At 70.4% G+C, this 13175-nt stretch carries 9 protein-coding genes and 1 pseudogene; 4 read left to right on the top strand and 6 right to left on the bottom strand.

All coding sequences use genetic code 11. From position 1 onward, the window contains the following. Nucleotides 1-46: 46 nt before the first annotated feature. Nucleotides 47-1210 (bottom strand): zinc-dependent alcohol dehydrogenase, encoded by a 1164-nt coding sequence (locus tag M3U25_RS01190; protein ID WP_355495820.1) that lies wholly within the window; start codon nucleotides 1208-1210, stop codon nucleotides 47-49. A 177-nt stretch (nucleotides 1211-1387) separates the two neighbouring features. Between M3U25_RS01190 and M3U25_RS01185 the strand changes: the two genes are divergently transcribed. After that, nucleotides 1388-1738, top strand: a complete 351-nt coding sequence (locus tag M3U25_RS01185; protein WP_355495823.1) for a nucleotide pyrophosphohydrolase — start codon at nucleotides 1388-1390, stop codon at nucleotides 1736-1738. Between the two features lie 354 nt (nucleotides 1739-2092). Here M3U25_RS01185 and M3U25_RS01180 read toward each other — a convergent pair. From M3U25_RS01180 to M3U25_RS01170, 3 genes and pseudogenes are all read right to left on the bottom strand, one after another. After that, nucleotides 2093-2587, bottom strand: a pseudogene (locus M3U25_RS01180) (DUF6496 domain-containing protein); the annotation flags it as partial. Nucleotides 2588-2711: 124 nt separating this feature from the next. Continuing rightward, entirely contained in the window at nucleotides 2712-3419 is a 708-nt protein-coding gene (locus M3U25_RS01175; protein WP_355588461.1) for a phosphatase PAP2 family protein, read from the bottom strand. A gap of 242 nt (nucleotides 3420-3661) precedes the next feature. Then, on the bottom strand, nucleotides 3662-5047 hold the full coding sequence (locus M3U25_RS01170) for a DUF763 domain-containing protein (protein ID WP_355495829.1): 1386 nt from the start codon (nucleotides 5045-5047) through the stop codon (nucleotides 3662-3664). 351 nt (nucleotides 5048-5398) lie between these two features. Between M3U25_RS01170 and M3U25_RS01165 the strand changes: the two genes are divergently transcribed. Next, nucleotides 5399-7681, top strand: coding sequence for a glycoside hydrolase family 3 N-terminal domain-containing protein (locus M3U25_RS01165; protein WP_355495832.1), 2283 nt, complete (start codon nucleotides 5399-5401; stop codon nucleotides 7679-7681). A 381-nt stretch (nucleotides 7682-8062) separates the two neighbouring features. After that, complete coding sequence (locus tag M3U25_RS01160; protein ID WP_242082458.1) at nucleotides 8063-8941, top strand: SDR family oxidoreductase; 879 nt, start codon at nucleotides 8063-8065, stop codon at nucleotides 8939-8941. Between the two features lie 133 nt (nucleotides 8942-9074). Here the strand turns inward: M3U25_RS01160 and M3U25_RS01155 are convergent, their stop codons facing one another. Then, nucleotides 9075-11591, bottom strand: a complete 2517-nt coding sequence (locus tag M3U25_RS01155) for an excinuclease ABC subunit UvrA (RefSeq protein WP_355495836.1) — start codon at nucleotides 11589-11591, stop codon at nucleotides 9075-9077. Nucleotides 11592-11726: 135 nt separating this feature from the next. Beyond that, nucleotides 11727-12368 carry an HD domain-containing protein gene (locus M3U25_RS01150; protein WP_355495839.1) on the bottom strand — a complete coding sequence of 214 codons (642 nt, stop codon included), beginning with the start codon at nucleotides 12366-12368 and terminating at the stop codon, nucleotides 11727-11729. 223 nt (nucleotides 12369-12591) lie between these two features. Between M3U25_RS01150 and M3U25_RS01145 the strand changes: the two genes are divergently transcribed. Further along, nucleotides 12592-13053: a GNAT family N-acetyltransferase gene (locus M3U25_RS01145; RefSeq protein WP_355495842.1), complete on the top strand. Its 462-nt coding sequence runs from the start codon at nucleotides 12592-12594 to the stop codon at nucleotides 13051-13053. The last annotated feature ends 122 nt before the right edge of the window (nucleotides 13054-13175 follow it).

Here is a 13175-nt window from a genome sequence, read left to right as displayed (position 1 = left end):
GGCCATCGCCATACCGATGCCGCGGTGGCGATGGCGTTGCGCGGGCTTACGGGGTCAGGATCACCTTGCGGCAGTCCTGCTCCTTCTTGTCGAAGATCGAGTAGCCCTGCGCCGCTTCGGCCAGGCTCAGGCGGTGGGTGATGATCTCGTTCGGGCGCAACCGGCCCTCGCCGATGTGCTCCAGCAGTTCCGGCATGAAGCGCTGCACGTGGGTCTGGCCCATCTTGAAGCTCAGCCCCTTGTCGAAGGCATCGCCGAACAGGAAGCCGTGGATGAAACCGGCATACACGCCGGGCACGCTGACGGTGCCGCCACGGCGGGTCGCAGCGATGCACTGGCGCAGCGCAGTGCCGCTGCTGCCTTCCAGCTTCAGCGTGGCCATCACCGTCTCCACGGTGCTGCCCTTGGCCTCGAAGCCCACCGCGTCGATGCTGACATCCACGCCGCGGCCGTCGGTCTGGCCGACGATGATGTCGGCCGGATCGTCCACTTCTTCGAAGTTCAGCGGGATCACCCCGTAGGTGCGTTGGGCGAAGTCCAGCCGATACGGATAGCGGTCGACCATGAAGATGCGCTCGGCGCCGAGCATGCGGCAGCAGGCCGCAGTCATCAGCCCGACCGGGCCGGCGCCGAAGATCGCCACGGTGCTGCCCTGGCGCACGCCGGCATTGAGCGCGGCCTGATAGCCGGTGGGCAGGATGTCGGACAGGAACAGCACCTGCTCGTCGTGCAGCACGTCCGGCACCACCAGGGGGCCGACGTTGGCCTTGGGCACGCGCACGTACTCGGCCTGGCCGCCGGCCACGCCGCCATACAGATGGCTGTAGCCGAACAGCGCCGCCGGCGGGCGGATGCCCTTCTGGTTCAGCGCCGCACCCTTGCCGGTGTTGGTGGTCTCGCAGGCAGCGTATTCGGTCAGGCGACAATGGAAGCACTCGCCGCAGGCGATCACGAACGGGATCACCACGCGGTCGCCCTTCTTCACCCGCTGCACGTCCGGGCCGACCTCCTCCACCACGCCCATGAACTCGTGTCCGAGCACGTCGCCGGTGTGCAGGTCGGGGATCTTGCCGCGGTACAGGTGCAGGTCCGAGCCGCAGATCGCGGTGGCGGTGACGCGCAGGATGATGTCGTCGGTCTCCACCAGCACGGGGTCGGGAACGGCTTCCACGCGCACGTCCCGGGTGCCGTGATAGGTCAGAGCTTGCATGGGTAGTTCCTTTCGTCTGCGAACACGTGCATGCAGTGTCGCTGCCGATGCCGTGCATCGTCGGTGACCATGCCGTGAGTCCGATGTCGCGACCGCGGTGCATGCCTTGCAGGCCGTGCCCTGCGTGCACGCGCCGCCGCTGCATTACCATGCGCCGTCCCCACTGCGAGCCATGCCATGCCCGACAGCCTCCACGACCTGCAGACCGCCCAACGCGCCTTCGCCGACGCCCGCGACTGGGGCCAATTCCACAGTCCGCGCAATCTCGCCGCGGCGCTCTCGGTGGAAGCGGCGGAACTGCTGGAACATTTCCAATGGCTGGACGACGCGCAGAGCCTGCAGCTGTCTGCAGAAAAAAAGCAGCAGGTCGGCAGCGAGATCGCCGACGTGCTGCTGTACCTGGTGCAGCTGTGCGACAAGCTGGGCATCGACCCGATCGACGCCGCGCAGCGCAAGATGCTGGCCAACGCCGCCAAGTATCCGGTGGAGCTGGCCAAGGGCCGCATCACCAAGTACACCGAGCTGTAAGCACACCAGGCGGCGTACAGGGCGGAAGTGCAATGCGCGGCGGCGGCGTGCGCCGCCACGCATCATCGGCGGCTAGGCGCTCGCCCTCGAACTGCGCTTGCGCGCGGACGACGTCTTGCTGGCGCGCTTGCTGGTCGTGCGCTTGCTGGCAGCGCTCTTCTTCGCCGGCGTCTTCCTGGCGGTCGACTTTTTCGAGGCGGTCTTCTTCGAGGCGGTCTTCTTCGAGGCCGTCTTTTTCGTCGCCGTCTTCTTTGCCGAAGACGCCTTGCTCGCGGCCTTCTTGGCCGTCGCCTTCCTCGCCGACGTGGACGTCGCCGTGCTCTTCTTTGCGACGGACGCGCGCGTAGCGGACTTTTTGGCCCGGGTCTGCGCCGCCTCCTTGGCCGCGGCCTTGCGCACCGTCGCCCCCTTGGCCTGCGCGGCCTTCTTCGCCGCCGCCGAGCGGCTGCTGGCGCTGCGCTTCTTCGCCGCGCGCTTGGTCTGCGTCGACAGCGCCTCGCTGCCCACGGTCTTGCGCGCGGTCGTGCCCTTGCTGGCGGTCTTGAGCGCCTTCTTGGCGCCGCGCGAGCGCGTCGGCGACGGCTTGCCCTGCTTGCCGCCCTTGGCCTCTTCCTGCGCGATCTTCTTCTTGGTGGACTTCGACGCGGTCTTCGACGCACCGGTCTTGACCCCGGCACGGCGCGCCTTGGACAGACCGATGGCGATCGCCTGCTTGGTCGACTTCACCTGCGTCTTGCCCTCGCGCACGCGGTCGATCTCCTCACGCACGAATTCGCCGGCCTGGGTCGTGCCAGCCTTGCCTTCGCGCTTGGCGCGGCGCGCACGGGTGGTGGTGGATTGCTCCGGCATCGATACGTCTCCTGATAGCGGCCACAACGGCCATCCGCTTCGGGTGTAGCAACGCCCAGGTCAAGAGCAGGCATACGACAGGCGAAGCGCGCGTGCATGCGCCCGCAGGCAGACGATGGCGCGATCAGCCGTCGCGGCCGCACAGCGCCGGCGAATAGGTCTGGATGGCGTGCTGGATCGGCGCATGGCGCCCGTACATCAGCACAGCGATCAGGGCCACCGACAAGATGGCATACACACGCAGGCGAGCAGGCAGCTGCGGCGCACCGCGCCACTGCAGGTAACAGGCGGTCGTCACAGCCCCGATGACCACGCCGACCGCGACCTCGGACAGGCTGTGCGCACGCGCATAGATGCGGGCGATGGCGATCACGCTGGCGATGGCGAACCCGCAGGCCACCGCCAGCCGCGGCCGCGGGCGGGCGCGCAGGCACAGCATGCAGGCCATCGGCCACACGCAGGCGGCGAGCATGGTGTGTCCACTGATCACCCGGAACTGCAACGCACGCAACTCCACGCCGCAGCCGGCGTAGAGAATCTTGGTGGCACCGACCAGAGCCGCAGCGGTGGCCACCAGACCCAGCCAGGTGCCGGCGGCGCGCCACCCGCCACTGCCCAGCGCCAGCCAAACGGCGCAGACGAGCGCCAGCGGCAAGGTCATCGCCGCGTCGCCGAAGTTGCTGATGGCAGACCACATGCTGGAAAAACGTCCTTCGGCGTACGCGTCGTTTGGGGGCACCGACGCGGTGCGCCGTGGCCGCCATGATACGGGCGATCGCTCGAACGGAGGATCGTGGTGCGCAGCGCGCGACAAAGGCGCGAGCGCGGCCACGACAAGCCCGGCTCCTGCTCCATCCGCCGCATCGCCCTGCGCGTACCGGGGCTTCCCGAACCACCGCCAGCCCCTCGCAGGAGCGGCGTCAGCCGCGACCGGCTTTACCGGGAATGCACCTCGCAGTTGAAGCCGCTCCTACAGCACGGGCCCCGAAGCAATCAAAGGCGCCCTGACGCCGCTTCTGCACGACACCCTGCATCTGTTCACGTTCGGCGCAAGCACTGCGCCGCATCCGCTCCTCAGCGCGCGCGTGCGGCACGCCGCGCTGCGGCAGCCTGCGGCGCCGGCTCCCAGCCGAACACGCTGCGCCCGCCATAGGCGTGCGATTGCGCGCGCTCTTCGGCGATGTAGTCCTCCACCGACGGACCGCGCGCGGTCGGCTCGAGCAGGCGTGCCTGCGCGTCCAGGCGGCGGATCGCCTCCAGCTTCTCCTCGCGGCCCAGCTTGGCCTGCGCCACGGCGGTCTTGAGCACGCCGATGGTGTGGTCGTAGACCCGCGTCGGCACCGGGAACGGATGCCGGTCCTTGCCGCCGTGGGCCAGCGAGAAGCGCGCCGGGTCGCTGAAGCGGCATGGCGTGCCATGCAGCACCTCGGCCACCAGCGCCAGCGCGCGTACGGTGCGCGCGCCGACGCCCGGCACCTGCAGCAGATCCTGGAAATCGCGCGGGCCGCAGTCGGCGGCGGCGGCCAGCGCGCCGTGCAAGCGCCGCACCACGACGTCGCTGCCGCGCACCTCGTGGTGGTCGGGCAGCGACAGATGCGGCAAGTCGGCCGGCCGGCGCTCGGGCACTGCGGCCGCCGCCGGCGCGAACAGGTCGCCGGTGGCGGCGAACAGCGCATCGCCGGCCGGCACGGTATCGCACCGCCGCAACACGGTGCGGGGCGGCGCTGCGGCTGCGGTGTCCGGCGCCTGCGCGGCCTCCAGCGCCGCGTATTCGCGGGCGATGCGCTCCGGCGCCAGCGTCTGCAACAGGTCCACCTGTGCCGCGCGCGCGGCGGCGGCACGATGATCGGCGAGATTGACGATGCGGCCCTGGCGCGGACCGTCGATGGCCGCATGCGGCGCATCGACGAAGCTGCTCAGCCCCTCCGACAGCCAGTGGTAGCGGCGCGCCTGCTTGCGCGCGCCGTGCATGCCTTGCTGCACCACCACCCAGCGTCCGTCGTCGCTGACGATGAAGCCGTGCAGGTACAGGTCGAAGCCGTCCTGCACCGCGGCGCTGTCGACCTTGGCCACCAGGCGGCTAACCCGCGCCAGGTCCGCGCCGTCCAGGCCGGTGCGCTCGCCCACCGCCTGCAGCTCGTCCGGCGTGGCCCGCGAATGCCGCCCGCGGCCGCCGCACACGTGGATGCCCAGTTCGCCGGACAGCGGCGCCAGGCCGCGCTTGAGCGCGCCCAGCACGCTGGTGGTGATGCCGGAGGAATGCCAGTCCATGCCCATCACCGCGCCCAGCGACTGGAACCAGAACGGATGTGCCAGCCGCCGCAGCAGTTCGTCGCGGCCGTAGCTGTGCACGATGGCCTGGCACATCACCGCGCCGAGCCGGGTCATACGCGCGCCCAGCCAGTGCGGCACGCGGCCACCGTGCAGGGGCAGATCGGCGCTGCCGGAACGTCGGCTCATGGGGGCTCCGGGAAAGTGGTGCACCAGGGTAGCCAGTGCCGGTCTCACCGGGCGAGCCGGCAGGCGCGCGCGGGCAGGCGGCGGGCAACGCGCGCGACGCGGGGTCGCGTCCGATGGGAGCCCCTCTGTTCGACATCGGCGACGACACGCCGGGCTGAGCACGCGCATCGCGGCTCAAGCCGCTCCTTCGCAGCAAACCGGCAGGACGCAGGGAGTGCTTCGAACTGATGCGGGAAGGGCGTCAGCCGCGAGTGCAGGATGCGGCGGCAGGCCCACGATCGTGCACTGCATCACAGCTTTCCTTCCCCGATGGGGTAGCGTGGCCGCCGGGGTCCACACGGGGGGTTGCCGATGGCGTTTCGTAGCACGCGGCGCGGGCTGTTGCTCGGCGCCGGTTCGTTCGCGTTGTTGTCGCACGTGCCGATGGGCCTGGCCCTGCCGCGCGCGCCGGCGAAGACGCCGGCCTTCATCGACGCACTGATCGCACGGATGACGCCGGAAGAAAAGGCCGGGCAGCTGACCCTGTTCGGCTCGGCGCAGCAGACCGACGCGGCCGCGGCCGCCAACCCGGTCAACGTGCGCCCCACCGCCGAGGGCCAGTTGGCCGCCGCGCGCGCCGGGCGCCTGACCGGCATCTTCAACGGCTCCAACGTGCGCTGGCACCAGCAGTTGCAGCAGGGCGCGCTGGAAAGCCGGCTGAAGATCCCGATGCTGTTCGCCGCCGACGTGATCCACGGCTTCACCACCGTCTTCCCGGTGCCGCTGGGCGAAGCCGCCAGCTTCGAGCCGGAACTGGCGCAGCGCACCGCGCGCGCCGCCGCGCTGGAAGCCAGCGCGGTCGGCATCGACTGGACCTTCGCGCCGATGGTCGACATCGCCCGCGATGCGCGCTGGGGCCGCGGCGTGGAAGGCAGCGGCGAGGACGTGCTGCTGGGCCGGCGCTTCGCCGAGGCGCGCGTGCGCGGCTTCCAGGGCGAAGGCATCGATCATGCCGACGCGCTGGCCGCCTGCGCCAAGCACTTCGCCGCCTATGGCGCCGCCGAGGCGGGCCTGGACTACAACACCGTCGACATCTCCGAACGCACCTTGCGCGAAGTGTATTTCCCGCCGTTCCAGGCCGCCTTCGGCGCCGGCGCGGTGACCACCATGGCCTCCTTCAACGAGCTGTCCGGCGTCCCTGCCACCGCCAACACCTGGCTGCTGAGCCAGGTGCTGCGCGGCGAATGGAACTACAGCGGGCTGGTGGTCTCCGACTACACCGGCGACCTCGAACTGGTCGCGCACGGCTACGCCCGCGATGCGCGCGACGCGGCGCGGCTGGCGTTCCTGGCCGGGGTGGACATCAGCATGCAGAGCGGGCTGTACCTGCAGCACCTGCCCGGCCTGGTGGCCGCCGGCGCGGTGCCGATGGCGCGGCTGGACGACGCGGTGCGCCGCGTGCTGCGCTTCAAGGCCGCCTTGGGCCTGTTCGACGACCCGTTCCTGCGCATCGTGCCCGAGCGCGCGCAGGCGCGGCAGCGGCGTCCGGAGACGCTGGCGCTGGCGTACGAAGCCGCGCGCAAATCGGTGGTGCTGCTGAAGAACGAGGGCGAGCTGCTGCCGCTCAAGCGCCAGGGCCAGCGCATCGCGCTGATCGGGCCGATGGCCAGCAACTGGGTGGACAGCGCAGGCCCGTGGACGCTGTTCGGCGGCGACGACAGCGGCAATGACCTGGCCACCGCGCTGCGCGCGCAGCTGGCCGAGCCGGCGGCATTGCAGGTGGTGGAAGGCTGCGCCTTCGAGCACGCACTGCCGGGTGGCGTGCAGGCGGCCGTCGCGGCGGCGACCGCCGCCGACGTGGCGATCCTGGCGATCGGCGAACCGCTGCGCTACTCCGGCGAAGCGCAGTCGCGCACCGAGATCGTCATCCCCGGCGTGCAGCAATCGCTGCTGGCGGCGGTGGCCGCCACCGGCACGCCGGTGGTGGTGGTGCTCAGCAACGGCCGTGCGCTGGTGCTGGACGGCGCGGTGCTGGAAGCGCCGGCGATCCTGGTCAGCTGGTTCCTCGGCTCGGCCTCCGGCCCGGCCCTGGCCGACATCCTGTTCGGCGTGCATGGCCCCTCCGGGCGACTGCCGGTGAGCTTCCCGCACGAATCGGGGCAGTCGCCGTACTACTACGCGCACAAGCCCACCGGTCGCCCCGATCCGCGCCCGAACGCGCTGACGCCGTTCACCACCCACTACCGCACGATCTCCAACACCGCGCTGTTCCCGTTCGGCCACGGTCTCACCTACGGCCGCATCGAGTACGGCGAACTGAGCTTGAGCGCATCGCGGCTGACAGCCGGCGGCACGCTGAAGATCGCCGCGCGCATCCACAACCGCGGCTATCACGACGCCGAGGAAGTGGTGCAACTGTACGTGCGCGATCGCAGCGCCAGCATCACCCGCCCGGTGCGCGAGCTGAAGGATTTTCGCAAGGTCGCGGTGCCGGCTGGCGGCAGCGCGGGTGTCGAATTCGTGCTGCGCCGCGAGGATCTGCTGTTCGTCGGCCAGGCACTCACGCCGACGGTGGAACCGGGCCAGTTCGACCTGTGGGTGGCGCCCTCGGCGCAAGCGCCGGGGTTGTCGGCCAGCTTCGAACTGCTGGGCTGATCGCAGCGCGCCTTCGCTGAGCGAGGCGGAAACGCTGCTGGCGCTTCACGTCGGCGGCACTGTGCGCTCACGCGGTGCTGCCATGCACACCGCTCAGATGGGGGCATCGCCTGCCGCACTGCCGCGCACCGGGTGCAGGATCCCGTGCATCGCACGCGCAGACGATGCCACTCCGGCGGCGTCTGCGATGCGCGCCGCCGCGTCTTCCCCCACGCCAGGAGCCGCGCCATGCACGACCACGATCCCGACCATTCCGCCGGCCGCCGTCGCGCGCTCGGTGCCCTCGGTAGCGGCCTGGCCGCGGGCGGCGCATTGGCGATGTCCGCCGGTGCCAGCGCGCAACCCGCGGCTGCCGCTGCCGGCGGCGCCGCCCGACCACCGATGCAGAACCCGCGCACGCAATACCCACGGCCGCCGTTCGACACGCCGAAGCAGGAATGGCCCGGGCTGGCCTCGAAGATGGTGCCGGTGCCCGATCACGGCGAGCGCAGCTACGTCGGCTCCGGCCGGCTGAGCGGGCGCAAGGCGCTGATCACCGGCGGCGATTCGGGCATCGGCCGCGCCGCGGCCATCGCCTTTGCCCGCGAAGGCGCGGACGTGGCGATCAACTACCTGCCACAGGAAGAATCGGATGCGCGCGAGGTGGTCGCGCTGATCCGCGCGGCCGGGCGCAAGGCCGTGGCCATTCCCGGCGACCTGCGCGATGCCGCGTTCTGCAAGCAACTGGTCGCACAGGCGGTGCAGCAGCTCGGCGGCCTGGACATCCTGGTCAACAATGCCGCGCGCCAGACCGCGCAAAAATCCCTGCTGGACATCGACGACCAGCAACTGGACGACACGCTCAAGACCAACCTCTACGCGCTGTTCTGGATCACCCGCGCGGCGCTGCCGCATCTGCCGTCGGGCGCGGCGATCATCAACACCACCTCGATCGTCGCCGACGACCCGCCGGAATCGCTGCTCGACTACGCCACCACCAAGGGCGGCATCGTCAGCTTCACCAAGAGCCTGGCCAAGCAACTTGCGCCCAAGGGCATCCGTGTCAACGCGGTGGCACCGGGGCCGTACTGGACGCCGCTGCAGCCCAGCGGCGGGCAGTTCATGGACAAGCTCAAGACCTTCGGCGCCGACGGTCCCACCGGCCGCCCCGGCCAGCCGGCGGAGATCGCGCCGATCTACGTGCTGCTCGCCTCGCAGGAATCCAGCTTCACCACCGGCAGCGTGTTCAGCAGCGTGGGCGGCCGCGGCAACGTGGGTTGAGGCCTCGTACCGTTGTCGGCGACGTAGGAGCGGCTTCAGCCGCGACAGGCAGTCCCGGTAACGCCTGTCGCGGCTGAAGCCGCTCCTACATGGGATTTACATCAGGCGACCGGCCCTCACTGTCGCAGCCCGATCACCCCGCCAACTCCGCTGCCAGGAACGGCGCGGTTCGACTGTCGGCCTGTCGCGCCACCACACCCGGCACACCGGCCGCCACCACCTTGCCACCCGCGCCGCCGGCACCCGGCCCCATGTCGATGATCCAGTCGCTGGCGGCGGCCACGCGCATGTCGTGCTCCACCGCCACCACCGTGTTGCCCGCCTCCACCAGCCCGTGCAACTGCCGCAGCAGCGTGTCCACGTCGGCCGGATGCAGGCCGGTGGTGGGTTCGTCCAGCACGTACACGGTGCCGCGACGCTGCGCACGCTGCAGTTCGGTGGCCAGCTTGATGCGCTGTGCCTCGCCACCGGACAGTTCGGTGGCCGGCTGGCCCAGCCGCAGATAGCCCAGGCCCACTTCCACCAGCACCTGCAGCGGACGCGCGATCGGCACATCGTCGGCGAAGAAATCCAAGGCCTGCGCTACAGTCATCCGCAGCACCTGCGCGATGTTGCGGCCGTGCAGTTCGATCTCCAGCGTCTTGGCGTTGTAGCGCGCGCCCTGGCAGGTGGGGCACGGCGCATACACGCTGGGCATGAACAGCAATTCCACGCTCACCGCGCCCTCGCCTTCGCACGTTTCGCAACGGCCCTTGGCCACGTTGAAGGAAAAGCGCCCGGCATCGTATTTGCGCTTGCGCGCCGCCGGCGTGGCCGCGAAGCGCTTGCGCACGTGGTCGAACAGGCCGGTGTAGGTCGCCAGGTTGGAGCGCGGCGTGCGGCCGATCGGCGCCTGGTCCACCTGCACCAGCCGCCGCACGTGCTGCAGGCCGTCGGCGATGTAGCCGTCGGTGGCGACGCGCGCACCGCGCTCCAGCGGATCCAGTTCCTCTTCCGCCTCGGCCGGTGCCTGCCCCAATTGCGTGCCCAGCAACTCCACCAGCGCCTGGCTGACCAGCGAGGACTTGCCCGAGCCGGACACGCCGGTGACGGTGGTGAACACGCCCAGCGGAATGTCCACGTCCAGCGCGACCACATTGTTGCGGCTGACCTCGCGCAACTGCAGCCAGGCCTCCGGCGTGCGCGGCGCATGCGCGGCAGCCTGCGGTTCGGCGAACAGGTAACGGCGCGTGGACGAGGCCTGCACCTGCGCCAGTCCCGCCGGCGGACCGCTGTACAGCACCTGCCCGCCGTGCTCGCCGGCGCCAGGGCCGACATCGACGATCCAGTCGGCGTGGCGGATCACGTCGATCTCGTGCTCGACCACGAACAGCGAATTGCCCGCGCCCTTGAGCTGGTCCAGCGCACCCAGCAGCGCCTGCGTGTCGGCCGGATGCAGGCCCGCCGACGGCTCGTCCATCACGTAGACCACGCCGAACAGTTGCGAGCGGATCTGCGTGGCCAGGCGCAGCCGCTGCAGTTCGCCAGGCGACAGCGTCGGCGTGCTGCGCTCCAGGGTCAGATAGCCCAGGCCCAGCGCCTCCACCACCTGGATCCGCGCCAGCAGATCCTGGGCGATGCGCTGCGCGGCCAAAGCCTGCTCGGGATGCCGTGAACGGCCTTGCAGGCGTCCTTCCGCCGCGGGCCGCAACAGTTCGGCCACCTCGCCGAGCGGGCGCTGCGACAGTTCGCCGATATCCAGCCCGGCGAAGGTCACCGACAGCGCCTCGCGGCGCAGGCGCTTGCCGTCGCAGCTGGGGCACGCGGTGCTGATGAGGTACTGCGCCACGCGTTTCTTGATCAGCGCGCTCTGAGTGGTGGCGAAGGTGTGCAGCACATAGCGGCGCGCGCTGCTGAAGGTGCCCATGTACGCCGGTTCCTGCTTGCGCTTGAGCGCGCGCTGGGTCTCGGCCAGGCTGAAGCCGGGATACACCGGCACGGTCGGCTGTTCGTCGGTGTACAGGATCCAGTCGCGAGCCTTCTTCGGCAGCTTCGCCCACGGCACGTCGACGTCGTGGCCGAGCGTGGTGAGGATGTCGCGCAGGTTCTGCCCGTGCCAGGCCGGCGGCCACGCCGCGACCGCACGCTCGCGGATGCTCAGCGAACGGTCCGGCACCATCGACGCCTCGGTGGCGTCGTAGATGCGCCCCAGCCCGTGGCAGGTGGGGCAGGCCCCGGCCGGCGTGTTCGGCGAGAAACCGTCGGCATGGATGATGCCCTGCCCCGGCGGATACGTGCCGGCACGCGAATACAGCATGCGCAGCGAGTTGGAGATGGTGGTGACGCTGCCCACCGACGAGCGCGTGCTGGGAGCGCCGCGATGCTGCTGCAGTGCCACCGCCGGTGGCAGGCCATCGATGGCGTCGACGTCGGCCACGCCGGCCTGGTCGATCAGCCGCCGCGCATAGGGCGAGATCGAATCCAGATAACGTCGCTGCGCCTCGGCGAACAGCGTGCCGAACGCCAGCGACGACTTGCCGGAGCCGGACACGCCGGTGAACACCACCAGCGCATCGCGCGGCAGTTCCACATCCACATCCTTGAGGTTGTGCTCGCGCGCACCGCGGACGCGTACGAAACCGGAAGCGGCGAAAGCGGGAGGCGTGGACATGGGCGGGACCGGCAACGCGAAGGAGCGCGCAAGCTTAGCCGGTCGGCTGCCATGGGCGTGTCGCGGTGGCTATGCGGCAGCGTGTTCGGTCCGTCATCGGCATGGAACGGCGCGCAGTCGCCGGCGACGCAAGTCTCAGCTCAACGCAGGCGCCGCCAGCGTGTCGGTGTCCTCGTCGCGCGCAGCCAGTGCCTGCATCCGCGCCACCGCGCTGGAGAAAGCGCGCAGCACCGCCACACCGCGTTCGGCATAGATCGCATGCAGCGCCTGGTAGTACCACAGCGTGCCGTCGCGGCCGGCAGTGAAGCGCTCGAACACCGCCGTGCCGACATCGGGATCTTCCAGGTCGGCGACGATGCTGCGCGCGTTGTAGAGCTTGTCGCAGGCCGACACCAGCAGCACCGCGTCCGGCGCCTCGGCCAGATGCGCCAGATAGGCCTGCTTGCGGATGCGCCAGTCGCGGCGCTTGGCCGGCACGTCGGTCTGCGCTGCCTTGCGTTCGGCCGTGGCGTCGGTACAGGCCATTACCATGTCCGCCACCGCTTCGCCGAACTGCGCCCGGATCACCGCCTCGTGGCCGGCGCCACAATCCTCCACCACATCGTGCAGCAGCGCCGCGATCGCCTGCTCCTCGTCGCCGCCGGCCTCCAGCACCAGCGTCGACACGCCCAGCACGTGGCTCAGGTACGGCACCTTGCCGCCCTTGCGGAACTGGCCGGCATGGGCGATGCGCGCATAGTCCACGGCGCGCGCGTAACGTTCGGTGAGAGCGGTCATGCGGCGATCCTGACGGAACAGGCTGGCATTATCGCCAAACTGGCCGCCGTGAGCGCGTGGAGACGCGCGTGGACATGGCCGCCGTTCGAGCCGCGCGTGACGGGCACTGCCTGCGTGATCGGCCGACAGCCCGCGCGTATGCGCGCTGCCGCGTCACCCTGCCCTGGCCGAAGCTTCTTCCCCACTTACACTTGCCTGCTTCCCTATCACCCAACGCCCGCACATGGACGTCCGTCATCTCGACCAGCACGCACCGGAACTGCCGCAGATCGCCGCCTGGTACCACGCGGCGTGGGGCCAGGAGGCAGGCTTCTCGCTGGACGACGAACTGCGCCAACTGCAACGCGCGCCGGATGCGCACGGCCTGCCACGGCGGCTGGTGGCCTTCGACGGCGCCCGCGCGATCGCCGTGGCGCAGCTGAAATACCGGGAGATGGACGCCTTCCCCCAGTACCCGTACTGGCTGGGCGGCGTGTACGTGGGCGCGGCCTATCGCGGACGTGGCATTGCCGGCCGCCTGCTCGCCCAGGCCCTGGCCGACGCCACGACCCTGGGTCTGGGCGCGCTGTATCTGCAGACCGAGCACCTGGACGGCGGCCTGTATGCCCGCCACGGCTGGCAGCCCGTGCAGGAAGCCGATTCCTACGGCAGCCGCGTGCTGCTGATGGTGCGCCCGGTCGGCTGAGCGGGTGCCCGCGCCGCCGCGCCTGCACATTACTTTTCCCCCGCGCCGCGTTAACGTGGCGCTTGGAAAGATGGAGCGGCCTTCCCTAACCTACCGCTCGATCCACACACGCATGAATGCAG

The organism is Xanthomonas sp. PPL134 (assembly GCF_040595915.1).
Classification (GTDB): domain Bacteria; phylum Pseudomonadota; class Gammaproteobacteria; order Xanthomonadales; family Xanthomonadaceae; genus Xanthomonas_A; species Xanthomonas_A indica.
Note: the sequence above shows the minus strand (reverse complement) of the source record. Positions and strands in the feature narration are given on the sequence as shown.